Source organism: Roseobacter sp. HKCCA0882 (genome assembly GCF_037805225.1).
GTDB lineage: Bacteria > Pseudomonadota > Alphaproteobacteria > Rhodobacterales > Rhodobacteraceae > M30B80.
Map to the genome: position 1 here is coordinate 253,702 of NZ_JBBLYI010000002.1, position 24,938 is coordinate 278,639.

The following is a 24,938-nucleotide window of genomic DNA, read 5'->3' on the forward strand; positions in this document are numbered from 1 at the left end:
CTTTTTAACTATTTGAATTTGTTAATTATTTTCTTTTCCAGCGGGGCTTTGTGATTAAATCGTTACTTAAACTTTACCTAAACGTTACCTAAGGAACCGCAGTGGAAAACTCTAATCATAATAAAAAATTATACCTATTCTGCCCCTATAACATCAGGGGTCGCCCAAGCCAGATGCTGCCCCCCATCCACGGCGATCATTTGGCCTGTCACAGCCTTAGCTTTCACCAAATAGATGAGCGCATCGGTGATATCGTCCAAATCGGCGCCACGGTGCAAAATTGTGGCTTGTCTCTGGCGGGCAAAGGCCGCTGCATCCTGCCTTCCCCCGCGCAATGTTGGGCCGGGCCCAATGGCATTTACGCGAATATCGGGCGCTAAATTCTGCGCGGCAGTTTTGGTAAATGTCCACAATGCGGATTTTGCCAATGTGTAGCTGACAAAATCGGGGGTCAACTTATGCACCCTTTGGTCGATCATGTTGATGATGACTGAGGTTGCGCGCGGCTCACCGCCGCTATCTTGCACGGCTTTGGGGGCCTGCGCGGCAAAAGCCTCCGACAAGACCACGCTCGCGCGCAAGTTGGAATTCATATGTCGATCCCAACTCTCGCGGGTGAGGCCCCCGAATGTATCATGCTCGAATATGGAGGCGTTGTTGACCAGAACCGAAAAAGCCGCCCCGATTGACGCACGGGCCTCGGGCAAAAGGGCCTGTGTCGCCGCCTCATCCAAAAGATCGGCCTGCACCAGAACCGCCTGACGCCCTGCGGCCCGAACGGCTGCCGCGGTCGCCTCAGCCCCTTCGCGGGATGAGGCATAATGGATCGCCACATCGTAACCCGCCTGTGCCAATGCAATCGCCATTGCCTGACCCAAGCGCTGACCTGCGCCTGTCACCAAAGCTGCGGGCATCTGTAAACCTCCGACTAGTGCAATAAGAAACTTACATAGCCGATATAGAGCGCCACAAAGAGAAGTCCCACCGCGCGCCCCATGCGCCACCGGAAAAACACGAAAGGCAGCAAGATCAGCGAAGTGCCCAACATCACCCAAAGATCAAAGCGCAGGAATTCGCTATCCACGGGAATGGCGCCAAACCAAGGGGCGAACCCAAAAATGAAAACCAAATTAAAGATGTTCGAGCCAATTACATTGCCCAAGGCCACATCTGCATGTTTGCGCAATGCGGCCATAACAGATGTCGCCAATTCGGGCAAACTGGTGCCAAGGGCCACCAGGGTCAAACCAATGACCACCTCCGACACGCCAAAGGCGCGCGCGATTTCTGTGGCGCTATCAATCAAGAGATCCGCCCCCAAAGGCAGACCAATCAAGCCAAGCCCGAGATACATGCCAATCTTCCAATAGGGCATGGACGGATCAGCTTCTTCCAATTCTTCGGGTAATTCCTCGGGCGCATCACCTGCAAAGGCATGACGAATTTGATCCCCCAATATCAGCGCAAAAACCGCCAGAAGGATCAGACCATGCCACCAGATAAAGGGCCCCAGAAACGCAAGCACGACAAAGACCAAACTGGCGCAGAGCATGAAAACGTAATTCTTGCGCGTGTCCGAGACACTGGGATCAAGGCAGGAAATAATTGCGGGCAGCCCCAAGACCAAAAGAACATTGGCGATGTTCGACCCCACAACATTGCCCAATGCCAAGCCTGGTGCATCACCAAGCACTGCTTGGATCGACACCAACAATTCTGGCGCAGATGTCCCAAAAGCCACCACGGTCAGGCTGACGACCAGGGCCGAAATGCCCAACCGCAACGCAAGGTTGACAGCCCCCCGCACCAACGCATCCCCCGCAAGAACAAGGATCACCAAGCCCAAAACAGCCAAGGCAATATGCGCGGTCATTGAGGTTTGTCCTCGTCTCTCGGATCACGTTTTAGCGGATCACGCTTTAGGGGATCTGGGGGAAAGCGCGGCTTGCGCGATTTGAACTTGGGCAGGCGCAGCTTTCCAAACATGGCAAGCACGGCCATAAAAATTAGAAAAAGGCTGATGATCTTTAGCATCACAAATCAATCCGCCCAAAAACAGGGGGCCAAGGGGCTTGTGCAAGATGAGGGCGGAGTGGTCTTTTCATCATAGCCCCCCATGTAACGATGCCCCCCCCTTCAAACAAGGGGCGTCATCTGCGAAATCTTACGGGCTTGGGGCAACGGATCGCGACTGGGATTATCCGCCTTTGCCCGCTATGATGCTCGCACAAACCCGCAAGGCGGACCCAGATGCTGACCATCATCGACCAGATCACCATTGCCGATTGGGAATTGACCGAAAGCTTCACCCGCGCCCAAGGGCCAGGCGGTCAGAATGTGAACAAGGTCTCAACGGCGGTCGAGCTGCGGTTTGAGGCTGCCCGCTCCCCCCATCTGACCGCGTCCGTCAAACGCCGTTTGGAACGCATCGCGGGCCAGAAATGGACAAAAGACGGCGCGGTGGTGATCTTTGTGCAAGACACCAGAAGCCAAGCCCGCAACCGCGAGATCGCACGCGAAAGACTGGCCGAGATGATCCGCGCGGCCTTGGTCGCGCCCAAACCCCGCCGCCCCACCCGCCCCACGAAGGGATCGGTGGAACGGCGGATCAAGGGCAAAAAACTGCGCGCCGAGGTGAAGGCAGGACGGGGGAAGGTGGAGGGATGAGAGGTGATCCCCCCATTTTTAAAAATGCATTATTCCTAAGCAACATTATGTGATAAATTAAACACAAAAATGAAGGACATATGCTCGCTGAAATGCTCGGCAAGATTGCAAGAGACTACGCCCATGAGCGCATGAAGCCCTTTTCCAATAGCGACTTTGGGAATTTCGTTCGCCGTGACGTCGCAGCAGAAGCGAAGAAGCAACTATTTGGAAAGCCTTATGAACTTAAATTGAAGGCTAGTTTCGGTGCAGGTAATTGGGCCGCTGTTCCATGGTTAGCCTTTTTTGATCCTCTGGAAACAGAATCCGCGACTAAGGGGTTTTATGTTGTCTACTTAATCAACCCACAAACACGTACTGTTACTCTGTCAATGAACCAAGGCACTACCGCAGTGTACAAAGAATTTGGCAGGCTTAACGGACGACAAGTGCTGCAGCGCCGGGCTCTGGATATGGCGCAGAGAGTGCCCGAGTATGCAGGACTATTTGATACCGGAACGATCGATTTGGGTTCCGACGAAGACTTGCCATCGGGCTATATTGCCGGACATTCCTTTGGTCGGACATATAGCCTTTCGGATTTGAATGAAAAGGTGGTGTGCGACGATCTCGAAAAGATGCTGGCCGCCTACCAAACACTTATCGAGAGAGGCGGATCGACCCCAAGTGACATGATGTATGCTGAAGCAAACTCGAGCAACATTGATGAAACTAGGCGCTACGCATTGTCTCGCAAAATTGAGCGTTCGGGTAAGGTACGCCGCGAAGTCCTCTCAGTTCGAAAAGCGGTCTGTGAATGTTGTGGCTTGGATCCGCGCATCGACTGGAATTATCGGGGGCCAGCTATCAACATACCATTGGATGTTCACCACTGCGCCCCTTTGCAAACCCTATCTGAAGGACAGACAAAAAGGTATATAGTTCCAGATGATTTCCTTGTGCTTTGTCCGACCTGCCATCGTATGATCCACAAGCAAATGGACACAAGCGATATTGACCATCTTAAGGAACAAACGAGATTTAAGTATCTCAGACTGATAATCCCCTAAACCACCACCTCAACCCGTTCCTGTTCCCCCACCCCGAACACGCGCTTATAGCGTGCGATTTCATCCTTTGGCCCCATCGCTTTCTCGGGGTTGTCAGACAGTTTAACTGTGGGGCGGCCGTCAGCGCGGATGGCTTTGCAGACCAGCGAGAAGGGGGCAAGCGCATCGCCCTCGACCAGCCCGCGGAAATCATTCGTCAACAGCGTGCCCCAACCAAAGGATACGCGCACGCGGCCTGAAAATTTGGCGTGCAGCTCGGCGATGCGGTCGACATCCAACCCGTCTGAAAAGATCACCAATTTCTGCTTAGGGTCTTCGCCGCGCGATTTCCACCAGTCAATCGCGGCCTCGGCCCCCGCCTCGGGTTGGCCTGAGTCGATACGAATACCCGTCCAACCCGCCAACCAATCGGGCGCGTTCCTGAGGAACCCCACCGTGCCATAGGTGTCAGGCAGGATGATGCGCAGATTGCCATCATGTTCCTCATGCCAGTCCGCAAGAACATCATAGGGCGCGCGGGCCAGTTCCGTATCATCGCGGGCCAAGGCGGCATAGACCATCGGCAATTCATGCGCATTCGTCCCAATTGCCTCAATGTCGCGCTTCATCGCGATATGGCAATTTGAGGTCCCCGCGAATTTACCCCCCAAACCTTCAATCATCGCCTGCACACACCAATCCTGCCACAGATAGGAATGGCGACGGCGGGTGCCGAAATCGGCAATGCGCAGGCCCTCAATCGCGCGCACTCTTTCGATTTTTTCCCAAAGCTTCGTCATCGCGCGGGCATACAGCACCTGCAACTCGAACTTACCCATGTCTTTCAAGACAGCGCGCCCGCGCAGTTCCATCAAAACTGCTAGCGCGGGGATTTCCCAAAGCATCACCTCGGGCCATGCGCCTTCAAAGGTCAGCTCATATTGATCCCCCACCCGTTCCAGATGGTAGGGGGGCAGTTGCAGCGCCTCGAACCATTCCATGAAATCGGGGCGGAACATCTGGCGCTTGCCATAAAATGTATTCCCGCGCAGCCACGTGCTTTCGCCCCGCGTCAGGCGCAGGGTGCGGATATGATCCAATTGCTCACGCAATTCACCCTCATCAATCAGATGCGCAAGCGGGATGCGCGTTGTGCGATTGATCAGTGAAAATGCGACTTGGGTTTTGGGCCTATTGCGAAAGACCGACTGACACATCAGCAATTTATAGAAATCCGTGTCGATCAGCGAGCGCACGATCGGGTCAATCCTCCAGCGATGGTTATGGACACGGGTGGCGATATCGACCATGGCTAGGCTCCAAGCAGGCGTGTTTCGCGCCGTTTAGAGCAAATCATAGGCCATAAAGGCAAGAGCGATGGAAATTTTCCTGCAAGGCACCCCAGGATTGGAGGATATCCTCGCCGAGGAGGCGCGCAGCTTATCCTTCTCGGGCGTGCAATCTGTGGCAGGGGGTGTGATCTGTCAGGGTGATCTCGCTGAGGCAATGCGTGCCAATCTCTGGCTGCGCTGCGCGGGACGCGTATTGATCCGTATCGCGGAATTCCGCGCGATGCATCTGGCACAATTGGACAAGCGCGCACGCAAATTGGATTGGGCCAGCATTTTGCGTCCTGATCGAGCTTGGCGCGTTGAGGCCACCTGCCGCAAATCAAAGATTTACCACCAACGCGCAGCTGCGGAACGAATTGAGGGGGCAATCAGCGCGGCGCTTGGCAACACACCGAATCCTGAGGCGCTGATTGTTGTCAAACTGCGCATCGAAGATGATCTTTGCACACTCAGCCTCGATACATCCGGTGAGAGCTTGCACAAACGGGGCGCCAAGGAATTCATCGGCAAAGCGCCCATGAAAGAAACCCTTGCAGCCGCGTTTTTGCGGGCCTGCGGCTATCATGGCGGGATGCCTGTGGTTGATCCGATGTGTGGCTCTGGCACGTTTTTGCTTGAGGCCGCCGAGATTGCCGCGCGGTTGCCCGCAGGGCGTGCGCGCCGCTTTGCGTTTGAAGATCTTGCCGGATTTGAGATTGCTGATTGGTCTGCAATGCGCCGCAATTTTTCCTCACGCGAGGCTGAGGCCGTGCAATTTTACGGGTTCGACCGCGACCAAGGGGCCATCACAGGCGCGCGCGCCAATGCCGAGCGTGCAGGTGTTGCGGAATGGACCAGCTTTGCCTGTCAGCCCCTCAGCGCGCTTGAACCACCGAAAAAGCAAAAAGGGTTGGTCATTCTGAACCCGCCCTATGGCGCGCGGATTGGCAATCGCAAATTGTTGTTTGGGCTTTACGGCGCCATTGGTGCGGTCATGCGCGAACGGTTCACAGGATGGCAATTTGGCATGGTCACATCGGACGAAGGGTTAGCCAAGGCCACAGGTTTGACATGGTCAGAGGTGAGCCGCCCCGTGGCCTTCGGTGGGTTAACGGTCAAACTCTATCAATCAGCACTTTGACATCATCACACCCAAAGCGGCCATGTCATCCAAAGCTGTCGCCAATGATCCGCCCAGATCAATCGCGCGACACAAATCGCGGCGCAGGTCGACTGCAAACCCTAGTTTTGCGGCATCTTGCGCGGAATAATTGACACAGAAATCTGTCGCCAATCCGACCATGGTCAGATGCGTGATCCCACGATTGCGCAAATATCCCTTAAGCCCCGTGGGGGTCTGGTGATCATTTTCGAAAAACGCAGAATAGCTGTCGATGGCAGGGCGAAACCCTTTGCGAATAATCAGATCCGCACGGTTTGTGCGAAGTTCTGGATGAAATTCCGCCCCTGCGCTGCCTTGCACGCAATGATCAGGCCATAAAACCTGTGGGCCATAGGGCATCTCAATCATCTCTAGGGGCGCGCGCCCCTCATGCTGACTTGCAAAACTGGAATGATCCGCGGGATGCCAATCTTGGGTCAGGATCACGGCGGCATAGTCATCCATCAAGGCGTTGATCCCCGCCACAATCGCGCTGCCCTCAGGCACAGCCAAGGCACCGCCTTCGCAAAAGTCATTTTGCACATCAATCACCAAAAGCGCGTGAGTAGCGGGTTTCATACCATGGTCTCCGTATAGGGCAGCGTGCCGCATCACCTAAGGGTTGAGTTGCACAATGCAAGGGCGTAAATGCGCAGCTATGTATATTGTCGCCGCTCTCTATCACTTTACCCGATTTGACGCGCCCGAAGAGTTGCGCGCGCCCCTGCTTGGGCTTTGCGAGGCGCAGGAGATCAAGGGATCGCTTCTTTTGGCGCGCGAAGGGATCAACGGCACTATCGCAGGCAGCCGCACGGGTATTGACGCGGTGCTATCCCATATCCGCAACCTGCCTGGTTGTGCGGCGTTTGTATGGAAAGAAAGCACAGCCACCGAAATGCCCTTTGGCCGCCTCAAGGTGCGCCTGAAGCGCGAGATCGTCACGATGGGTGTGCCAGAAACTGATCCGCGCAAAATCGTGGGCACTTATGTTGCGCCTGAAGAATGGAACGAATTGATCTCGGCCCCTGATGTCGCTGTGATCGACACGCGCAATGATTACGAAGTGGCCATTGGCACTTTCAGAGGCGCGGTTGATCCACAGACCGAAAGTTTCCGCCAATTCCCACAATGGTGGGAGGAAAACAAACATCGCTTTCACAACAAGCGGATTGCAATGTTCTGCACCGGTGGCATCCGTTGCGAGAAATCCACCGCGTTCCTCAAGGATCAAGGCGTGGAGGAGGTGTATCACCTCAAAGGCGGCATCCTAAAATATCTTGAAGAAATGCCACAAGAAAGCAGCCTTTGGGAGGGCGAATGTTTCGTCTTTGACGAACGCGTCTCTGTCGGTCACGGCCTTAAACAGGGGCCTTATGGTCTGTGCCGTGCCTGTCGCCGCCCGATTTCTGACGAAGATCGCAGACATCCTCATTTCGAAGAAGGCGTCTCCTGTCATCAATGTATGGGCGAGCACAGCGATGAAGATCGCGCGCGTTTCCGCGAACGTCAGCACCAGATTGCCTTGGCCAAAGCCCGCGGTGAAAGCCATTTGGCAGGCTAGTTTAGGCTCTCCGTGAATTTTTAATGACAGCGCCATTGGAGGCTTTGCTTGATTCATTATTTCGATTATTCACGAAATATGGAAAATATACTCGTCACACAGCTGTCAACTTTGGGCCATGGCCCGCGCCTTGATATTTTTCGCCTGCTAATGCGCCGTTATCCTGATGCGGTCGCGGCGGGGGAAATTGGTGCTGCTTTGGGGGTTAAACCCTCGACCTTGTCGGCCTATCTTGGCGCACTCCATCAGGCGGGGTTGATCGTGCAAGAACGCGAAGGCACTTCGCTGCGCTATCGCGTAGCGATGGACACCACCCATGATATGATGGCTGCTCTATTTTCAGAGTGCTGCCGTGGACGGGTAAACCTTCAGTTTGACTGTGCGCCTGACCCGCAGAATGACAGCAGGCCATTTAATGTGCTGTTCCTCTGTGTGGGAAACTCGGCACGCTCCATCATGGCTGAAACTTTGCTACGCGATATAGGCGGGGATCGGTTTCGCGTATACTCCGCCGGTGTCCAACCGCGAAGCACGCTCAACCCGCTCGCGCTCAAGGTGCTGCGCCAAAAAGGGCATGATACCTCTGCTCTCAGTTCTAAGCATCTTAGCGTTTTCCAAGCGCCCGAAGCCCCGCAGATGGATTTTGTTTTTACAGTCTGCGATGTGGCCGCCAATGAGGATCGCCCCGCTTGGGCGGGACAGCCTGTCAGCGGGCACTGGGGCCTGCCTGACCCTGTAAAGGCCCAAGGCAGCGTTGCTGAGCGGGGGCTGGCTTTTCAGGCAACCTATGGCGCGTTGCGCAATCGTATTGCCGCCTTCACCGCCCTGCCCCTTGAAAGCCTAGAACGCGCGGCGCTGCAAAATGCGGTGGATCACATCGCAGAGACTTCTAAAGAGGATTGAAATATGACTGTCTACGCGCTGAACGGATTGGGCCGCATCGGCAAGCTTGCGCTGCGACCCTTGCTTGAGGCGGGCGCAGAGATCGCTTGGATCAATGATGCGGTCGGTGATGCCGCCATGCACGCCCATCTGTTGGAGTTTGACACAGTGCATGGTCGCTGGCCCGCGTCTTTCTCAGCAACAGAGAATGCTGTCATCATCAATGACCAAAGCATTCCTTTTATTGGCACCAAAGACATCGATGACCTGCCCCTTAAGGGGGTGGATGTGGTCATTGACTGCACGGGGAAATTTAAAACAGCTGCGGCCCTTGCGCCCTATTGCGCCGCAGGCGTGAAAAAGGTCATTGTCTCCGCCCCCGTCAAAGATGGCCCCACCGCGAATATCGTCTATGGCGTGAACCACGAGATTTATGACCCTTCCGCACATGACATCGTGACAGCGGCAAGCTGCACCACAAATTGTCTTGCCCCTGTGGTCAAAGTGATGATGGAAGAATTTGGCATCAAGCACGGCTCAATCACCACAATCCATGATGTCACAAACACCCAAACCATCGTAGATCGGCCAGCCAAAGATTTACGCCGCGCGCGGTCTGCGCTGAACTCACTGATTCCGACCACAACGGGCAGTGCCACGGCGATCACGCTGATCTATCCCGAATTGAAGGGCAAGCTGAATGGGCACGCTGTGCGCGTTCCTCTGTTGAACGCGTCCCTGACCGATTGTGTCTTTGAGCTAGACCGCGAGGCCACGGCGGCGGAAATCAACGCAGCCTTCGCGCGTGCGGCAGAAGGGGCGCTGAACGGCATCCTCGGCTTTGAAGCGCGCCCTTTGGTGAGTGCGGATTACACTAATGACACGCGATCCTCGATTGTGGATGGGCCATCCACGATGGTCATTAATGGCACGCAGGCCAAGATTTATGCGTGGTATGACAATGAAATGGGCTATGCCCATCGCCTGATTGATGTCGCGCGCATGGTTGGCGCAAGTCTATGACCGCGCCAAAGCCATCCGCCCTGCCCGCCTATATCGCCGTAACAGCGGCTTATTGGGCGTTTATGCTGTCGGATGGCGCGCTTCGGATGTTGGTTCTCTTGGCCTTTCACGAGCGCGGCTTTAGTCCCGTTCAACTGGCCTATCTGTTTTTGCTCTATGAGATTGCAGGCGTCATAACCAATCTTTCTGCGGGCTGGCTGGCCGCGCGGTTTGGCCTGACCCGCACCTTATATGCGGGGCTGATCCTACAGGTTGGTGCGCTTTTGGCCCTTACCGCACTGGATCCTGCGTGGTCGATCAGCGCATCTGTGGCCTATGTGATGGCCGTGCAAGGGGCCTCAGGCGTGGCCAAGGATCTGGCGAAAATGTCCTCAAAATCGGCTGTCAAACTTTTGGCACCCGAAGGGGCTGGATTGCTGAAATGGGTATCTTGGCTCACAGGATCAAAAAACGCGGTAAAGGGATTGGGGTTCCTTTTGGGCGCAGGCCTTTTGGCGCTTTACGGCTACAACACCGCATTGTTGGGTATGGCAGCTATTTTGGCACTGATCCTTGTGGTGCTGCTTTTCTTCATGCCTGACGGCCTGCCCAAAGGCAACAAAGCGACCAAGTTTTCCACCGTCATCTCGCGGGACAAAAATATCAATCTTCTATCTGCGGCCCGCGTCTTTTTATTCGGCGCGCGGGATGTGTGGTTTGTGGTGGGCATCCCCGTTTATTTCTACGCCGTTCTTTCCGATGGCAGCGATGAAAGCAGGCGCGCAGCCTTTTTCACGATTGGCACCTTCATGGCAGTCTGGATCATCCTTTATGGCACTGTTCAGGCCATGGCCCCGCGTATCCTGCGCAAAGGGGCCAATGATTTGGGGCAACTGTCTGCAAGTGCGCGCCATTGGGCCTTGGCGCTTGTGCCAATCCCTGCGCTTTTGGCAATTACTGCCTCAACCGCAGGCGCGCCCGCCCCTTGGCTGACTGTGACGCTGGTCTTGGGTCTGTTGGTCTTTGGCGCGATATTTGCCGTGAACTCAGCCCTGCACTCTTACCTCATTCTCGCGTTTTCGAAGTCCGAGCGGGTCAGCCAAGATGTTGGTTTCTACTACATGGCGAATGCGGCAGGCCGATTGTTGGGCACGGGCCTATCGGGCCTTGCCTATCAATGGGGCGGGGTTGAGGCCTGCTTGATGGTAGCAAGCGGATTTTTGGCCTTATCGGCTGTCGCCGCAAATCGCCTAAACCGCAGCACGGCGTGAGCGCGCTGCAAGGCGTTCACGATGCATAGTATAAAGACCAGTTGCAACGATCAAAGTGGTTCCAATTAGGGTCCATCCATCTGGTAATTGCGCGAAAACCAAATACCCATACATCACTGACCATAATATCATTGAGTAATGCACGGGGGCCAAAACTACAGCTTCCGCAATCTCAAGCGCACGGATCACCAAAAGCTCGCCCAAGCCCGCAAACGCTGCCATGAAGAACATTATGATTAAGGAATTCTTATCGCTTGGCCATGCCCAGAAAAATGGAAGAGGTATGCTGATAACCGCCACCCCAACAAGAGCAGTGTAAGCAACAGTTGTGTATGTATTGTCATAGGGTGCAATCATACGGGACAGGACTTGGCGAACCGCAAACATACTCGCAGCCAATACTATCAAAAATACTGCCGGATGGACGATCCCTAAGCCTGGCCTAATTACAATCAGTGTTCCTAAAAATCCAACAAAAATAGCTGACCATCGGTGTAGGCCCACCTTTTCACGTAGAAGCAATGCGCCAAGTACGGTGACAATCAGTGGAGCTATAAAGGTCACCGAGATTGCATCGGCCAAAGGGACAAAGCTAACTCCTGTTATAAAGCAGGTTGCCGAACCTACAGCCAGTGCACCCCGCAAAAATTGTAATTTGGGCTTCGCAGTTTTTAAGATTTTAGTTCCGCGCCAGAGCAATATTACAATTACACCAAAAACAAGACCTAGCTGGCGGGTCCAAACAATCTGGATTGGATGGAATCCGTCTGTCAAAAACTTTGCCATTGTGTCAACAGCGGCGAATACAAAAAAGCCTAAGCCCATCAACATCAGGCCCTTAATATTATCGGGAGCTCTAGGCAAATTTTTAGCGACTACAATGTTCTGCGGGAGGTCTGGAACAGTTGGCATCGTCAATCCAATTTTGCGTTATCAGTTACTGTTAGGCTGTAAATTTAATACTGTCGACCATTCAAATTACTGACACGGCCGAAACTAAGACTACTTTAACTCAACATGAAACAATGGCCCGTACACCTTGTCTGGTTCAAACGTGATTTACGTGTCACAGACCAAGCATGCCTTGCCTCAGCTGCAGCCCGAGGGCCCGTCTTGCCTGTGTATATTATTGAACCTGATTTCTGGGCTGAGCCTGATGCAAGCGCACGACATTGGACGTTTCTGCGGCAATCCTTGGGAGAGTTGCGGGAGGCATTGGCGCGCTTGGGTCAGCCGCTTGTGATCCTTCGCGGGGATGCCGTTGCGGTGCTAGAAGAAATCGCAACTGCGCACACAATTGCCGCGCTGTGGTCGCATCAAGAAACGGGCAATGATTGGACATATGCGCGTGACAAAAGGGTGGCAGCATGGTGCAAATCGAAATCCATCCCATGGCATGAACCGCGTCAATTCGGTGTCATCCGAAATTTACCCTCGCGCAACGGATGGGCGGGGGAATGGGACAGGCAGATGTCGCATCCCTGCCATGCAACCCCGCATCTTGAACAAATTTACGAGGCCCCCAGTTTGGATTTACCAAAGCCCGCGGATCTCGGCCTTGCGCCTGATGGCGGGGATGATCTGCAAGACGGCGGATCAATGGCAGCACGCGCGCTGCTGCATAGTTTTCTTACTGAACGCGGCGCGCCCTATCGCGCGGCAATGTCTAGCCCGCTTTTGGGTGCTGATGCCTGCTCGCGCCTATCGCCGCATCTGACATTCGGCACAATTTCGCTCCGCGAGGTGGCACAAGCCGCCGCACAGCGCGCAGGCACCCTACCCAAAGGGCCGAGCCACAAAGACTGGCGCGGATCCCTGCGCGCCTTTCAATCCCGCCTTTATTGGCACTGCCATTTCATCCAAAAACTTGAAGACGAACCACGGATCGAATGGGAGAATATGCACCCCGCCTATGATGGTCTGCGCGATGATCCACAGGGGCATCCATGGTTCGAAGCGTGGAAAGCGGGGCAAACGGGGCTGCCCTTTCTGGACGCCTGTATGCGATCCCTGCACCACACGGGATGGCTGAATTTTCGCATGCGCGCGATGGTGATGGCCGTTGCCAGTTATCACATGTGGTTCCATTGGCGCGAAACGGGCCTGCATCTGGCGCGGATGTTCACCGATTATGAGCCCGGAATTCATTGGTCACAGGTGCAAATGCAATCTGGCACAACGGGCATCAACTCGATCCGCGTCTACAACCCCATAAAGCAAGGGTTGGATCAAGACCCCGATGGGGTGTTCATCCGCCGTTGGGTGCCTGAACTTGCACAGCTTTCGGGGGATGCCCTGCACCGCCCGTGGTTGCATCCTGACGCGCATGGCATTTTGGGACGAACCTACCCCAACCCCATCTTTGATCCTGCGGCGCGCGCCAAATGGGCCAAAGATCAGATTTGGGCCAAGCGCCGTGCGCCCGATCACAAGGCGGGCGCGGTTGCAGTTCTCACCCGCCATGGCAGCCGCAAATCCCCCCGCAAGACAAAACGTGCCGCCAAACACCCCACGGCACAATTGTCCCTGTTTGATTAGCCTATTCTGCCGCCATCTGCGTTGCGGCGCTTTGCATCCATGCATCAAGGGCCGCTATTTGTGATGGGTCTAGCCGCAGCCCCAACTTGCTGCGCCGCCAAACCACATCTTCGGCTGTTTGCGCGAATTCGTGTTTCATAAGCCAACACACCTCTGGCTCAGTCAAAGTCGCGCCAAAATCGTGACCGAGATCCTCTGATGTTTGAGCCCCCGCCAGTATCGCCCAAGCATCCCACCCATAGGCGCGAATGAGACGCGTGGCCCATTTGGGCGTAAGAAACGGATAATCCGCCGCAAGGCTCTCAATCAACCGATCCACATCCCCCACCTCGAAATCGCCACCTGGCAAGGCCACCCCCGCCGTCCACGGCCCGCGCGCGGATTTCGTGAACTCTGCGATTTTCTCAAGCGCGGATTCCGCCAAGCGGCGATAGGTGGTGATCTTGCCGCCAAAAATATTCAGCAAGGGCGCCTCCCCATCCCCTTCAAGGATCAGCGTGTAATCCCGCGTGGCGGCAGATGCCGATTGCGCCCCGTCATCATAGAGCGGCCGCAAACCAGAATAAGACCACACGATATCTTCGGCAGTAACAGCCGTGCTGAAATAGTTATTCACAAAGGACAGCATATAATCCCGCTCCTCGGTGCTGCATTCGGGACGTGTATCGGGGTCGCGGTGATCTTTGTCGGTCGTCCCGATTAAGGTGAAATCCTGCTCATAAGGAATGGCAAAACATATGCGCCCGTCCTCACCCTGAAAGAAGTAGCATTTCTCATGGTCATAAAGACGCTTGGTCACAATATGGCTGCCCCGCACGAGACGCACGCCGCCTTTGCTGTTATGGCCGATCTTCTGGCCGATCACATCGCTGACCCATGGCCCTGCGGCATTGATCAAAATCCGTGCCTGATGGTGATGGGTTTGACCATCGCGGGTCTGGGTGCTGATCTTCCAAATGCCATTCTCCCGCTTGGCGGTCACCACCTTGTGACGCGGCAAGATCACCGCGCCACGCTCGGCCGCATCGCGGGCATTCAGCGCCACAAGACGGCTGTCTTCCACCCAACAATCTGAATATTCATAGGCCTTGGAAAATTTACGGTGCAGCGCCACCCCCTCAGGGCCTTTGCGCAAATCCACTACCGAGGTTCCAGGCAATATGTCCCGCCCACCCAAGTGGTCATAAAGAAACAGGCCCAATCGGATCAACCATTGCGGACGCCGCCCCGCCATCCACGGCATAAGCCGCGCCAAAAGTCGCGATGTCGGGGTTTGGCTCTCAAAGCGCATATGTTTGTGATAGGGCAGCACAAACCGCATCGGCCAAGAAATATGAGGCATAGCTTTGAGCAAAATTTCACGCTCAATCAGCGCCTCGCGCACCAAGCGAAACTCAAAATATTCTAGGTAGCGCAACCCACCATGAAACAGCTTAGTCGATGCCGAAGACGTAGCTGAGGCCAAATCGTTCATTTCCGCCAAACGCACCGTCAAGCCGCGTCCCGCCGCATCGCGGGCAATGCCGCAGCCATTGATGCCGCCGCCGATGATGAAAAGATCGTCAATCTCGCTCGTCATATCCATTGCGCCTTTGTTGCGGGGCTCATTCCACCGAAACCTGCCGCCGCTATGGCATAAATGAATACAAACGAAAATAATAATCTTCAAAATTATTCATTTTTGACCTCATTCGAAGAATTGACCCCCGATTTTAAGCCATCTAAGGTCTGTTAACCGCGCAAATGCGCGAAAAGGAAAAGGAACGCGCATGTCGCAAAGCTTTCGCTGGCCAGAGATTCTCGACATCGCGCGGCGCGAGGGGAAAGTGAGTGTCGAAGGGCTGGCCGCGCATTTTGGCGTGACCACCCAAACGATCCGCCGCGACCTCAGCGATCTTGCCGATGCGGGAAAATTAGAGCGCGTCCATGGCGGCGCGATCCTGCCATCGAGCGTATCAAATATCGGCTATGAAATGCGGCGCGGGTTATACGCTGAAGAAAAGGCACGCATAGCCGCAGCCTGTGCGGCCCAAATACCCGATGACATTTCGCTCTTTCTCAATATCGGCACCACGACGGAGGCCGTTGCGCAAAATTTGCTGCATCACAAGAACCTATTGGTGGTCACAAATAACATCAATGTCGCGACTATCCTTGCCGCCAATCCCAATTGCGACATCATCCTTGCGGGCGGGCAATTGCGCCGCTCCGATGGGGGACTGATCGGCAAGCTGACCTCGGATGCGGTGGCGCAGTTCAAATTTGACCTTGCGGTCATAGGGTGCTCAGCCATTGATGCGGAAGGGGATATGTTGGATTTCGACATCCAAGAGGTGGGGGTCAGCCAGACAATCATCTCACAATCGCGGCGCGTGTTTTTGGTGGCCGACCGCTCAAAATTTACGCGCAGCGCGCCTGCAAAAATCGCTACACTTTCGCAAATTGATGCGCTGTTTACAGATCATCCGCTTGACGCCCCATTGGCCGCACGTTGCCGTGATTGGGGGCTTGCAACACATATAATCCCACACAGTTCGACAGGGGCCTAAACCATGACCCATATTCTTGCAATTGACCAAGGCACCACCTCGACCCGCGCGATTGTTTACGATGCAGGGCTTGATGCCCTTGCACAGGCGCAACAGGAGTTTACCCAACACTATCCACGCTCGGGCTGGGTCGAGCATGACCCCATGGATTTGTGGCAGACTACGCAAAAGTGCATCACATCCGCCTTGCGCGATGCCGCGACACCCGCAACGGCGATTGCGGCCATCGGCATCACCAATCAACGTGAAACCGTGCTTCTGTGGGATCGCAAAACGGGCGCGCCCTTGCACAATGCCATCGTTTGGCAAGACCGCCGCACAGCGGATCGCTGCGCAACTTTGCGTGCGGCAGGGCATGAAGAGATGATCACCGCCAAAACAGGGCTTGTGCTTGATCCATATTTCTCAGCCAGCAAATTGGCATGGATGTTAGATGAAATCCCAGATGCCCGCAAACGCGCCGGGGCGGGCGAATTGGCCTTTGGCACAGTGGACACTTGGCTGATTTGGCATCTGACGGGAGGCGCGGCCCATGTGACCGATATGACCAATGCCGCGCGCACAATGCTGTTCGACATCCACAGCCTTGAGTGGTGCGAAGATATCCTTTCGCTCTTTAACATCCCCAGTGCGGTTCTGCCCAATGTTCTCGATTGTGACGCACATTTCGGGACAACCGCAAAGGATGTCATCGGTGCAGAAATCCCAATCCGCGCCGTTGCAGGTGACCAACAGGCCGCAACAATTGGGCAAGCTTGTTTTGACAAAGGCATGGCCAAAGTCACTTATGGCACTGGGTGCTTTGCGCTGATGAACACAGGCGCAACTGCCATCCCCTCGAAGAATAAACTTTTGACCACCATCGCTTATCGCATGGATGGACAAACGGCTTATGCGCTAGAGGGCTCCATCTATATTGCGGGCGCGGTGGTGCAGTGGTTGCGCGATGGGCTGGGCATCATCGCCTCGGCAACAGAGACACAAGAAATGGCCAAAGCCGCCGATCAAGGCCAAGCCATCACGCTTGTGCCCGCCTTTACGGGTTTGGGCGCACCCTATTGGAATTCTGAATGCCGTGGGGCCGTGTTTGGTCTGTCGCGCAACACAGGGCCGAATGAATTGGCGCGCGCCGCACTTCAATCCGTGGGCTTGCAAACCCGTGATCTGATGGAGGCTATGGCCGCCGATATGGCGGCTTTGCAAACGGGCCAAACGGTTCTGCGGGTGGATGGCGGCATGAGCGCGTCAGACTATACCCTGCAATATGTGGCCGATATTCTGAATGCGCCAGTCGATCGACCCACGCACCTCGAGACGACCGCCCGCGGCGTTGCGTGGTTGGCAGGCTACAAGGCAGGCCTTTACCCAGACCAAGCAGGCTTCAGAAAAACTTGGGCCATAGATCGTCAATTCGCGCCCAAGATGAATGCGGATACGCGCAATTCAGATTATGCGCGCTGGCAAAGGGCGGTTGCTGCGACCATCGCAGCGGGGGCTTAGTAGTTTGCGTAAGCTTAGGCCTTAATACGAACAATCAGCAGTGGCACAGCCACGCTCAAAATCAGCAGGCGTACCACGTGATGCGCTGCAACCAAAGCAGGCTCAAGGCCTGTGCTGACTGCCAAAGCCGCCATGATTTCCACGCCCCCCGGTGCGAATGCCAGAAGCAGCACCGAAGGGGGTAACCCGATCAGTCTGGCCGCAATGACGGCGCCAATTGCCGCCACCAAGCAAGATACGAGTGTTCCCACCGCCCCCGCCGCCAAGGCCCCCAACAGGCCTTTGCGATTCAGCCCCCGAAATCTCGTTCCAATCAAGCAGCCCATCACCATAAAGGCTAGTGAGTTGAGCCAGATCGGCAGATTGCCTGGGGTTAGGTTGGCCCCATGGCCAATGGCCGATGCGGCCATCGCGCCCAACAAAAGCGGCGCAGGTATGGAGATCCGCTTGAAGATGAGACCGAGTGCTAAGGCCGCTGTGAAAACAACCGCAGCTGCAAAAAGACTGATGGCCCCGTGGTCGATGACATAAGCCGTACCTGTCATACCCCAAAAGGAGATGAGCAAGGGCACACATAAGGTCAGCAACAAAACCCGCGTGGTCTGCACCAAAGCCACCCGCGCCACATCCACGCCAGTTGAGGTCGACAACCCAAGAACATAACTTAAGTGCCCCGGCGTAGCGGCTAGGGTCGCCGTCACCACATCATAGTCAAAACCGCGCATCAATATGGCCCGCAGCGCAAAAATCAGCACAATCAACGTGACCGCCAAAATGGCCAAGGATATTGGCCATTTCAGCGCTGTATCGATCACCTCAGGTGTGACCGTGCTACCAATCGAGACGCCAATCAGCACGAACACTACATCGCGCATTGGCACGGGAATTAAACTTTTCAGCCCCAACATTGTGGCAACCGAGACGGCCGCAGCAGGCCCAGTCAACATATAGGCAGGGAACCCAATCAGCCAAAACAGCCCTGCCCCTGCCGCGCCGAGCGCGAGCGTGGGAAGGGTTTCATTTATAATGCGCTGAACGGTCGGACGCACCCGATGGGCCTTTGCAATTTTTAACCAACGAGGGCGGAATAATCTCCGCGCCCAATTATTTATATTTTGCGCTGATCAATCGCCATCTGCAACACCCGCCTGACGCAAGCGCGCACGGCGGGCGCGATAGGCAGGCACAAAAACCAGACCCACCGCAAGGATCAACAACCCCAAGGTCATTGGACGCTCAAGGATAAAGCCAAACCCACGGTAAAGCTGCATGGCGCGGGCAAAATTATCCTCCATCATCGTGCCAAGGATGAACCCAATCAGAAGCGGGGCAAGGGGATAATCCGCAAAACGCAAGATCGTGGCGACCACCCCAAAACCCACCAAGATCAACAATTCAGTCGCATTGTTTTGGCCGATATAACTGCCCATCAACGTGAAAAACAAAATAAACGGGATCAGATAGGCCCGCGGGATGGTCAAGAGTTTGGCGATATAGGGGATCAGCGGCAGGTTCAGAACCAAAAGAACCAGATTTCCGATATACATCGAGATGATCACCGCCCAGAACACATCAGGTTCGTCGGTCATCAATCTTGGGCCAGGGGTGACATTGAGTGCGATCAACGCACCAAGCAAAATCGCCGTTGTCCCAGAGCCAGGAATACCCAAAGTCAGCAGTGGCACGAAAGAGCCAGTGCAAGCCGCGTTATTCGCCGTCTCGGGCGCGGCCAAACCCTTGATTGAGCCTTTGCCAAATTCTGCCTGCTCTTCACCTTTAGCGATGTTGCGCTCAACCGCATATCCCAAAAAGGATGCAATCGTGGCGCCTGCACCCGGCAGAACACCAATGAAGAACCCTTGCACCGATTGCCGCCCGATGACGGGCGCAATTTTACGCGCCTCGTCTTTGGTGATGCGCAAATCTTTGATCTCGCTGCCCGAACCACTCTGCGCACCACGCGCAGGGTTCAAGACTAAGAACAGCGCCTCAGGCAGGGCGAACATGGCCATCGCGAGGGTGATGAAAGAAAACCCCGATTGCAGTTCCATGATACCAAAAGTGAAGCGCGGCATATTGGACAAGGCCCCTTCACCGACAGTGCCCATGATCAGGCCAAGAATGGTCATCATCAGCGCCTTGGCGACTTGCCCCGTGCCCGCAAAGGCGGCAATGGCCGAAAGCCCGACCACCATAAGCGCGAAATATTCCGCCGAATGAAACAAAAGCGCGACCGAGGATAGCGCAGGTGCAAAGATCATCAACAAGATCGCGCCGATTGTGCCCCCTGCAAAGGACGCAATCGCTGCAATCGTCAGCGCCTTACCCGCTTGACCCTTTTGCGCCATCGGGTAGCCATCAAAGGCGGTGGCAACTGTCCCTGCGACCCCCGGCGCATTGAGCAAAATTGATGAGGTCGACCCGCCAAAAATCGCGCCATAGTAGACGCCAGATAACAAGATCAACGCGCCTGTTGGATCGCCCAATCCAATCGCGACAGGGATCATAATCGCAATTATCGACATTGGCCCGAGACCAGGCAACATACCAATAACGGTGCCAATCACGCAACCAAACACGACCATCGCAAGGTGAAAGGGCGTTATTGCAGCCGCAAGGCCAAGAAGCAAACCTTCAAGCATGAAGCGTCCCCCTCACACCAAAAACGCAGGCCAAGGGCGCAGGAAAATACCAAGCACCTCCTGCACAAGATACCAGATCGTGCCTGCGGCAATCGCGGCTACGGGTATAAGAATGTAAAATTTCCGTTCGCCTAAGATGAACCCACCAATCGCAAGGAAAAGAATAGTCGCGCCCACAAATCCCGCTGGGCGCAGAAGGAGGGCATAAGCTACCATCAGCGCCAAAAGCGACAGGGCTTGGCCGATATTGTAATCCCCAAGACGGCGGTGATCGATATCTTCGGCACTTTGCTCTTTTGTTATATCTGCTTCGGCTGTCTTTTCGGGCTTGCCAAAAAACAGCACAACCAAGCCCACAATCACCCCAAGCACGCTCAGGATTTTTGGAAATGTTGATGGCCAAATCGGATTACGCTGCAAAATTGCAGGCAAGAGATGATCCATCGTGAAAAACGCAGCATAGCCATAGATGCAGCATAGCGCCACAAAGGCCAATGCAATCCAACGTTCTAAGGCCATAAACGCCCCCTTTTTCTTGGCCAAATTTGTGGGTCTGTTGCACGGGAGGGCCGCCGCGAAATGAGGCAGCCCATCCATAGATCAATCGCGCAAAACGCGCTTATCCTCTTAGAGGAAGCCCAACTCGCGCATCAGATCACCGATCTGCTGCTCTTGTGCTTCGAGGAAGCTTTGGAACTCAGTGCCGGGACGATAAATATTCACCAGACCCATACGGCCGCGCACTTCTTCCCACTCAGGGGTTTCCATCATCGCCGCCAACATCGCTTGGTAAGCTTCAACTTTTTCTTGCGCCATGCCAGGTGCGGCGAAGAACCCGCGCCAGTTCACGAATTGCGCGTCAATACCCTGCTCCGCGAAGGTTGGCGCGTCTGCATAGGCAGGAACGCGGTCAGGGGCGGTCACGCCCAAGATGCGGACCTCACCCTGCTCGGCCAAAGCAACCGCTTCGGAAAAGCCTGTGGACAGCGCATCAATCTCGCCCGACAGCAAGCCCGCCATCGCCTCACCACCGGCGTCATAACCGATATAGTTAAACGCAGTGGGATCTTCGTCCGCAGCCTGCATTACAATCGCTGCGACCAAGTGATCCATACCGCCAGGAACCGAACCCCCACCAATGGCAAAATCCATCGGCGCTTCGCGGTATGAAGCCAATGCATCTTCCATCGATTTCAGCGGGCTATCTGCAGTTACAACCAATGCCGCGTAGTCACCCACTGTGCCTGCGATCAAGGTCAGGTCACGGAAGCTTTGAGAAATCTCGCCTGTCAAAGCGCGGATGACGATGGGGGTTGAGTTTACCATCAATGTGCCATCGCTTGAGGCTGCATTTTCGATCAAATGCGCAATGGCGACGCCGCCGCCACCGCCTGACATGTTTTCAAATGTGGCATTGCCCACAAGACCAGAATTGACCAACGCCTCGCCTGTGCCGCGCGCTGTGCCATCCCAACCACCGCCAGCACCGCCGGGGATGAGGAAGTGAACCTGATCCATCATTTTATGCCCGCCCGCATTGGACATGCCCGAGAATGCAAGCGTAGCAGTTGCAGCCGCGATCATAGCGCGGCGTGTCCACCCAAAGGTGTTCATAGTGTATTCCTCCCATTTGACAGGCGATCCTCCACCGCCATAGTCTCACCCGACCACAGAAAGCTGACACGAGCCTGACACGCAGGACTAAAACATCAGCCCACCTGTTGGGGGAATAGTCAAGGAAAGGCCACGCGCCTAATGCGCTATCTGCTTGTAGAGGATAACGAGGAATTGGCCGAAGCGGTGGTCAAACGTCTGGTCTTGGACGGCCATGCGGTCGATCACGCCCCAGATTTGGCCCATGCGCGCGCTTGCCTTGCAGATGCCAGCTACGATCTGATCTTGCTTGATGTGATGCTTCCCGATGGCGATGGTCGCGCATTTTTGGCGCAAAGCCGCATCCACATCGAAACGCCCGTGATCATGTTAACCGCCCGCAGCCAAGTGTCGGATCGGGTCGGCGCCCTTGACCAAGGGGCCGATGACTACATCACGAAACCCTTCGATTTTTCCGAATTAGAAGCGCGGTGCCGCGCCGTTTTGCGCCGCCGCGGCGGGGCCGCGCGCAATGATATCGCGCTTGGCCAAACCATCTTTGACCCGCTTGCAGGCACGCTACGCCATGACGCGCATACCATCGAATTGCGCAGCCGCGAATTGCGTCTTTTGGAAGTGTTCGTGCGCCATCAAGGACAGATTTTATCAAAGGCGCAATTGATGGACAGGCTGTTTTCCTATGATGCAGAGATCACAGAAAACGCGATTGAGGTCTATGTGGGCCGCTTGCGCCGCCGTCTTGAGGGAACGGATATTCACATCGAGACTGTGCGCGGCATTGGGTATCGGATAGAGGTGAAAACCCCGTGAGCGAGGCACAACAGGGCACAGGTTCCATTGGTCGGCGATTAACGCTCTATCTGGCGGTTGTGGCGGCGCTGTTGTCATTGCTGTCTTGGGGGATGGTTGCGGGATTTGCCCGCCAAGCCGCCGAAGAAACCCAAGACAACGTCTTGGCCGCCGCCGTGACTGCAATTGCCGAAACTCTGCGCAGCGAGCAAGGCGAATTGCGCCTTGAACTGCCCTATTCTGCTTTCTCCATGCTCGGCGCGATTAGCGAGGATCGGGTTTTTTATCGTGTCACCGCGAATGGCGCATTGCTCACAGGCTATGCAGATCTTCCCGTTGCCACTGACCCTAACACCCGCGCAGGCGAGGTCAGTTTTGCAACGCAATCTTATCGCGGCGAAGATTTGCGGCTGGCCACGCTCTCGCGCCGCATTTTGGCGGGAAATCAACCGACATTGGTGATCGTCACAGTTGGACAAACCCGCGAAGGTATTGCCGCCATTGCCCTCGACTTGTCGCGTCAAGCAGGGCTCGTGTCGATTGCCTTTTTCTTGGTCGCGGTGCTGCTGTCCTTTTTTGCAGCTCGCACTTCTCTGCGTCCTTTGAACGAGATTGCAGGGGCCGTCTCGCGGCGCGGGCCATCTGATTTGCGCCCCTTGCGCCGCCCCGCCCCTGATGAGTTGGCGCCATTGATTGCCGCGCTCAATCGTTTCATGGATCGATTGGGGCATTCCATTCGCCGCTCGGAAGAGTTTATTCTGGAGGCCGCCCATCGCGTTCGCACGCCTTTGGCAACTGTTCGGGTGCAAGCGGATCTTGCCTTGCGCAACGCCTCAGGCGAGGCCGAACGCAACCGCCTGCGCCAGATGATCCGCGCAATTGACGAAAGCTCCCGTTCGGCGGGACAACTTTTGGATCACGCGACTGTGGCCTTCCGCGCGGATGATTTGCTACGCGATCATCTCTCGCTAAAAAATTTGGCTGCCCAAACGGCGACCGCGATGACGCCCACGGCAAGCATGAAGGATATCGACATTGACCTAAAAGCCGAGGACATCATCGTGGCTGGTGACGCAGTGCTTCTAGACAGCGCGCTGCGCAATATTCTCGACAACGCCATTAAATATTCTCCAGAAGACACCACCATATCAATCTGCGTGGAGACCAAAGGGGGGTATGGCTATATCACTGTGCGCGATGAGGGCACAGGGCTTGGCGATGATCCTGCTGAGGTTCTCACGCAGCGTTTCAAACGGGGACGCAACACCGAAAACATTGTGGGATCAGGATTGGGCCTTACCATTGCCGCTGATGTTTTAGCCGCCCATGGGGGGCGCTTAGAATTATCAAATAATAAGGAAGGAGAGGGCACATGCGCCTCGCTTGTCTTACCCTTGCTTTAAGTCTGTGGATTAGTCCTGCAGCCGCCTTTGAGCCAGAGGATTTCCTGCGCATCGAAGGCACAGGCGACACGGTTTTGCGGATAATCTCTACCGCTGATTTGGACGTCTTCACACCGTATCTCGAAGCATTTCATCGCACCAATCCAAGCCTAGATTTGGAATATACGGTTGCCTCCTCCACGGATTTGCATCGCGAGATCGGTTCAGGCGCGGTCTATGATGTGGCCATTTCATCGGCGATGGATTTGCAATTCCAACTGGCCAATGATGGGCTGACGCAACGCTATCGCTCGCCCATGACACAAAGCCTGCCAGACTGGGCCACATGGCGTGATGTCATTTTCGCATTTACGACCGAGCCCGCAGTGGTATTGGTTTCGACTGAATATTTTGAAGGGCTGTCCATTCCGCAGTCGCGGCAGGATTTGATCGAAGTTTTACGCGACAACCCTACACGTTTCGCAGGGGCTATCGGCACCTATGATGTGCGGGACAGCGGGCTTGGCTATCTGTTTGCCACGCAGGAAGCGCGTGCCACCGATGCCTATTGGCGGCTCTCCGAGGTGATGGGTCGCCTCAACCCCACGCTCTATTGCTGTTCAAGCCAAATGATTGAGGATGTAATGAGCGGTAAACTGGCTCTCGCCTATAATGTTTTAGGCAGTTACGTAGCCGAACGATTGGCCGATCAATCCGAAGGTCGTGTCCAAATTCTGCGGATGACCGATTTTTCCAACGTGATTTTGCGCACCGCCTTGATCCCAAGCATGGCGCAAAACCTAAACGATGCAGGTGCGTTTATTGACTCGCTGCTCAGTATCGCCCTGCGCGATGGAGCCGATGGTTGGCCCCTGCCGCCGCTCAACGACACATCGCCTGCTGCGTCTAGTGCTGGATTTGGGCCTATTAGGATCGGGCCCGCCCTAATGGTCTATCTTGACCCGCTCAATCGGCGCAATTTCTTGGCCGAATGGGAAAACGCGATTGTGCAACAATAGC

Annotated in this window: 24 protein-coding genes; 13 read left to right on the forward strand and 11 right to left on the reverse strand. The window is 55.2% G+C overall.

All coding sequences use genetic code 11. The features are described 5' to 3' along the window. Positions 1-134 precede the first annotated feature (134 nt). From AAC622_RS09480 to AAC622_RS09490, 3 genes are read right to left on the reverse strand one after another with little or no spacing between them, the layout of a single operon-like run. Complete coding sequence (locus AAC622_RS09480) at positions 135-914, reverse strand: SDR family oxidoreductase (protein ID WP_340261952.1); 780 nt, start codon at positions 912-914, stop codon at positions 135-137. Positions 915-928: 14 nt separating this feature from the next. Then, positions 929-1,873, reverse strand: coding sequence for a calcium/sodium antiporter (locus AAC622_RS09485; RefSeq protein ID WP_340261955.1), 945 nt, complete (start codon positions 1,871-1,873; stop codon positions 929-931). Beyond that, on the reverse strand, positions 1,870-2,034 hold the full coding sequence (locus tag AAC622_RS09490; RefSeq protein ID WP_340261957.1) for a hypothetical protein: 165 nt from the start codon (positions 2,032-2,034) through the stop codon (positions 1,870-1,872). The genes AAC622_RS09485 and AAC622_RS09490 overlap by 4 nt, the downstream gene beginning before the upstream one ends. A gap of 216 nt (positions 2,035-2,250) precedes the next feature. Between AAC622_RS09490 and arfB the strand changes: the two genes are divergently transcribed. Together arfB and AAC622_RS09500 are read left to right on the forward strand one after the other, a co-directional pair. Next, entirely contained in the window at positions 2,251-2,667 is a 417-nt protein-coding gene (arfB, locus tag AAC622_RS09495; RefSeq protein WP_340261959.1) for an alternative ribosome rescue aminoacyl-tRNA hydrolase ArfB, read from the forward strand. Positions 2,668-2,747: 80 nt separating this feature from the next. Continuing rightward, entirely contained in the window at positions 2,748-3,716 is a 969-nt protein-coding gene (locus AAC622_RS09500; RefSeq protein WP_340261961.1) for an MrcB family domain-containing protein, read from the forward strand. On the opposite strand, the gene pncB is transcribed toward AAC622_RS09500, so the two are convergent. Further along, positions 3,713-5,005 (reverse strand): nicotinate phosphoribosyltransferase, encoded by a 1,293-nt coding sequence (gene pncB, locus AAC622_RS09505; protein WP_340261963.1) that lies wholly within the window; start codon positions 5,003-5,005, stop codon positions 3,713-3,715. The genes AAC622_RS09500 and pncB overlap by 4 nt on opposite strands. A 67-nt stretch (positions 5,006-5,072) precedes the next feature. On the opposite strand from pncB, the gene AAC622_RS09510 reads away from it, so the two are divergent. Further along, positions 5,073-6,167: a THUMP domain-containing class I SAM-dependent RNA methyltransferase gene (locus AAC622_RS09510; protein WP_340261964.1), complete on the forward strand. Its 1,095-nt coding sequence runs from the start codon at positions 5,073-5,075 to the stop codon at positions 6,165-6,167. Here AAC622_RS09510 and pncA read toward each other — a convergent pair. Beyond that, the gene (pncA, locus tag AAC622_RS09515) at positions 6,156-6,767 is read right to left on the reverse strand and encodes a bifunctional nicotinamidase/pyrazinamidase (protein ID WP_340261965.1); all 612 of its coding nucleotides are present in this window, start codon (positions 6,765-6,767) and stop codon (positions 6,156-6,158) included. The genes AAC622_RS09510 and pncA overlap by 12 nt on opposite strands. 79 nt (positions 6,768-6,846) lie before the next feature. Here pncA and trhO point away from each other — a divergent pair, with 79 nt between their 5' ends. The 4 genes from trhO to arsJ all read left to right on the forward strand — a co-directional run bounded on the left by trhO (position 6,847) and on the right by arsJ (position 10,904). Then, positions 6,847-7,749 (forward strand): oxygen-dependent tRNA uridine(34) hydroxylase TrhO, encoded by a 903-nt coding sequence (trhO, locus tag AAC622_RS09520; protein ID WP_340261966.1) that lies wholly within the window; start codon positions 6,847-6,849, stop codon positions 7,747-7,749. A 78-nt stretch (positions 7,750-7,827) separates the two neighbouring features. After that, positions 7,828-8,652, forward strand: a complete 825-nt coding sequence (locus AAC622_RS09525; protein WP_340261969.1) for an arsenate reductase/protein-tyrosine-phosphatase family protein — start codon at positions 7,828-7,830, stop codon at positions 8,650-8,652. Positions 8,653-8,655: 3 nt separating this feature from the next. Next, the gene (locus tag AAC622_RS09530) at positions 8,656-9,654 is read left to right on the forward strand and encodes an ArsJ-associated glyceraldehyde-3-phosphate dehydrogenase (protein WP_340261972.1); all 999 of its coding nucleotides are present in this window, start codon (positions 8,656-8,658) and stop codon (positions 9,652-9,654) included. Next, positions 9,651-10,904: an organoarsenical effux MFS transporter ArsJ gene (arsJ, locus tag AAC622_RS09535; RefSeq protein ID WP_340261974.1), complete on the forward strand. Its 1,254-nt coding sequence runs from the start codon at positions 9,651-9,653 to the stop codon at positions 10,902-10,904. The genes AAC622_RS09530 and arsJ overlap by 4 nt, the downstream gene beginning before the upstream one ends. On the opposite strand, the gene AAC622_RS09540 is transcribed toward arsJ, so the two are convergent. Next, complete coding sequence (locus AAC622_RS09540) at positions 10,884-11,816, reverse strand: DMT family transporter (RefSeq protein WP_340261976.1); 933 nt, start codon at positions 11,814-11,816, stop codon at positions 10,884-10,886. The two genes, arsJ and AAC622_RS09540, sit on opposite strands and share 21 nt — an antisense overlap. A gap of 105 nt (positions 11,817-11,921) precedes the next feature. Here AAC622_RS09540 and AAC622_RS09545 point away from each other — a divergent pair, with 105 nt between their 5' ends. Beyond that, a complete protein-coding gene (locus AAC622_RS09545; RefSeq protein WP_340261978.1) occupies positions 11,922-13,442 on the forward strand; it encodes a deoxyribodipyrimidine photo-lyase in 1,521 nt (506 codons plus the stop codon). A 1-nt stretch (position 13,443) separates the two neighbouring features. Here AAC622_RS09545 and glpD read toward each other — a convergent pair whose 3' ends face one another. Beyond that, the gene (gene glpD / locus AAC622_RS09550; RefSeq protein ID WP_340261980.1) at positions 13,444-15,021 is read right to left on the reverse strand and encodes a glycerol-3-phosphate dehydrogenase; all 1,578 of its coding nucleotides are present in this window, start codon (positions 15,019-15,021) and stop codon (positions 13,444-13,446) included. A 190-nt stretch (positions 15,022-15,211) separates the two neighbouring features. On the opposite strand from glpD, the gene AAC622_RS09555 reads away from it, so the two are divergent. Together AAC622_RS09555 and glpK are read left to right on the forward strand one after the other, a co-directional pair. After that, positions 15,212-15,991, forward strand: a complete 780-nt coding sequence (locus AAC622_RS09555; RefSeq protein ID WP_340261982.1) for a DeoR/GlpR family DNA-binding transcription regulator — start codon at positions 15,212-15,214, stop codon at positions 15,989-15,991. Between the two features lie 3 nt (positions 15,992-15,994). Then, positions 15,995-17,491 (forward strand): glycerol kinase GlpK, encoded by a 1,497-nt coding sequence (gene glpK, locus AAC622_RS09560; RefSeq protein ID WP_340261984.1) that lies wholly within the window; start codon positions 15,995-15,997, stop codon positions 17,489-17,491. Positions 17,492-17,505: 14 nt separating this feature from the next. Here the strand turns inward: glpK and AAC622_RS09565 are convergent, their stop codons facing one another. The 4 genes from AAC622_RS09565 to AAC622_RS09580 all read right to left on the reverse strand — a co-directional run bounded on the left by AAC622_RS09565 (position 17,506) and on the right by AAC622_RS09580 (position 21,747). Next, positions 17,506-18,540 carry an AbrB family transcriptional regulator gene (locus AAC622_RS09565; protein ID WP_340261986.1) on the reverse strand — a complete coding sequence of 345 codons (1,035 nt, stop codon included), beginning with the start codon at positions 18,538-18,540 and terminating at the stop codon, positions 17,506-17,508. A gap of 75 nt (positions 18,541-18,615) precedes the next feature. Next, on the reverse strand, positions 18,616-20,133 hold the full coding sequence (locus AAC622_RS09570) for a tripartite tricarboxylate transporter permease (RefSeq protein WP_340261988.1): 1,518 nt from the start codon (positions 20,131-20,133) through the stop codon (positions 18,616-18,618). A 12-nt stretch (positions 20,134-20,145) separates the two neighbouring features. Further along, positions 20,146-20,652, reverse strand: a complete 507-nt coding sequence (locus tag AAC622_RS09575; protein WP_340261990.1) for a tripartite tricarboxylate transporter TctB family protein — start codon at positions 20,650-20,652, stop codon at positions 20,146-20,148. Positions 20,653-20,760: 108 nt separating this feature from the next. Beyond that, entirely contained in the window at positions 20,761-21,747 is a 987-nt protein-coding gene (locus AAC622_RS09580) for a tripartite tricarboxylate transporter substrate binding protein (RefSeq protein WP_340261992.1), read from the reverse strand. A 141-nt stretch (positions 21,748-21,888) separates the two neighbouring features. Between AAC622_RS09580 and AAC622_RS09585 the strand changes: the two genes are divergently transcribed. Genes AAC622_RS09585 through AAC622_RS09595 form a run of 3 tightly spaced genes read left to right on the forward strand, consistent with a single transcriptional unit; the run spans position 21,889 to position 24,937 of the window. Then, a complete protein-coding gene (locus tag AAC622_RS09585; protein ID WP_340261994.1) occupies positions 21,889-22,557 on the forward strand; it encodes a response regulator transcription factor in 669 nt (222 codons plus the stop codon). Then, complete coding sequence (locus AAC622_RS09590) at positions 22,554-23,939, forward strand: sensor histidine kinase (RefSeq protein ID WP_340261996.1); 1,386 nt, start codon at positions 22,554-22,556, stop codon at positions 23,937-23,939. The genes AAC622_RS09585 and AAC622_RS09590 overlap by 4 nt, the downstream gene beginning before the upstream one ends. After that, on the forward strand, positions 23,909-24,937 hold the full coding sequence (locus AAC622_RS09595; protein ID WP_340261998.1) for an ABC transporter substrate-binding protein: 1,029 nt from the start codon (positions 23,909-23,911) through the stop codon (positions 24,935-24,937). The genes AAC622_RS09590 and AAC622_RS09595 overlap by 31 nt, the downstream gene beginning before the upstream one ends. Position 24,938 lies beyond the last annotated feature (1 nt).

Coding starts and splice junctions, on each gene's coding strand:
- AAC622_RS09580 (WP_340261992.1), bottom strand. CDS start 21,747: ATGAACACCTTTGGGTGGACACGCCGCGCTATGATCGCGGCTGCAACT.
- AAC622_RS09595 (WP_340261998.1), top strand. CDS start 23,909: ATGCGCCTCGCTTGTCTTACCCTTGCTTTAAGTCTGTGGATTAGTCCT.
- AAC622_RS09500 (WP_340261961.1), top strand. CDS start 2,748: ATGCTCGCTGAAATGCTCGGCAAGATTGCAAGAGACTACGCCCATGAG.
- AAC622_RS09485 (WP_340261955.1), bottom strand. CDS start 1,873: ATGACCGCGCATATTGCCTTGGCTGTTTTGGGCTTGGTGATCCTTGTT.
- trhO (WP_340261966.1), top strand. CDS start 6,847: ATGTATATTGTCGCCGCTCTCTATCACTTTACCCGATTTGACGCGCCC.
- AAC622_RS09545 (WP_340261978.1), top strand. CDS start 11,922: ATGAAACAATGGCCCGTACACCTTGTCTGGTTCAAACGTGATTTACGT.
- AAC622_RS09510 (WP_340261964.1), top strand. CDS start 5,073: ATGGAAATTTTCCTGCAAGGCACCCCAGGATTGGAGGATATCCTCGCC.
- AAC622_RS09525 (WP_340261969.1), top strand. CDS start 7,828: ATGGAAAATATACTCGTCACACAGCTGTCAACTTTGGGCCATGGCCCG.
- AAC622_RS09555 (WP_340261982.1), top strand. CDS start 15,212: ATGTCGCAAAGCTTTCGCTGGCCAGAGATTCTCGACATCGCGCGGCGC.
- AAC622_RS09480 (WP_340261952.1), bottom strand. CDS start 914: ATGCCCGCAGCTTTGGTGACAGGCGCAGGTCAGCGCTTGGGTCAGGCA.
- AAC622_RS09530 (WP_340261972.1), top strand. CDS start 8,656: ATGACTGTCTACGCGCTGAACGGATTGGGCCGCATCGGCAAGCTTGCG.
- AAC622_RS09540 (WP_340261976.1), bottom strand. CDS start 11,816: ATGCCAACTGTTCCAGACCTCCCGCAGAACATTGTAGTCGCTAAAAAT.
- arfB (WP_340261959.1), top strand. CDS start 2,251: ATGCTGACCATCATCGACCAGATCACCATTGCCGATTGGGAATTGACC.
- AAC622_RS09585 (WP_340261994.1), top strand. CDS start 21,889: ATGCGCTATCTGCTTGTAGAGGATAACGAGGAATTGGCCGAAGCGGTG.
- AAC622_RS09575 (WP_340261990.1), bottom strand. CDS start 20,652: ATGGCCTTAGAACGTTGGATTGCATTGGCCTTTGTGGCGCTATGCTGC.
- AAC622_RS09490 (WP_340261957.1), bottom strand. CDS start 2,034: ATGCTAAAGATCATCAGCCTTTTTCTAATTTTTATGGCCGTGCTTGCC.
- glpD (WP_340261980.1), bottom strand. CDS start 15,021: ATGACGAGCGAGATTGACGATCTTTTCATCATCGGCGGCGGCATCAAT.
- AAC622_RS09570 (WP_340261988.1), bottom strand. CDS start 20,133: ATGCTTGAAGGTTTGCTTCTTGGCCTTGCGGCTGCAATAACGCCCTTT.
- pncA (WP_340261965.1), bottom strand. CDS start 6,767: ATGAAACCCGCTACTCACGCGCTTTTGGTGATTGATGTGCAAAATGAC.
- glpK (WP_340261984.1), top strand. CDS start 15,995: ATGACCCATATTCTTGCAATTGACCAAGGCACCACCTCGACCCGCGCG.
- arsJ (WP_340261974.1), top strand. CDS start 9,651: ATGACCGCGCCAAAGCCATCCGCCCTGCCCGCCTATATCGCCGTAACA.
- pncB (WP_340261963.1), bottom strand. CDS start 5,005: ATGGTCGATATCGCCACCCGTGTCCATAACCATCGCTGGAGGATTGAC.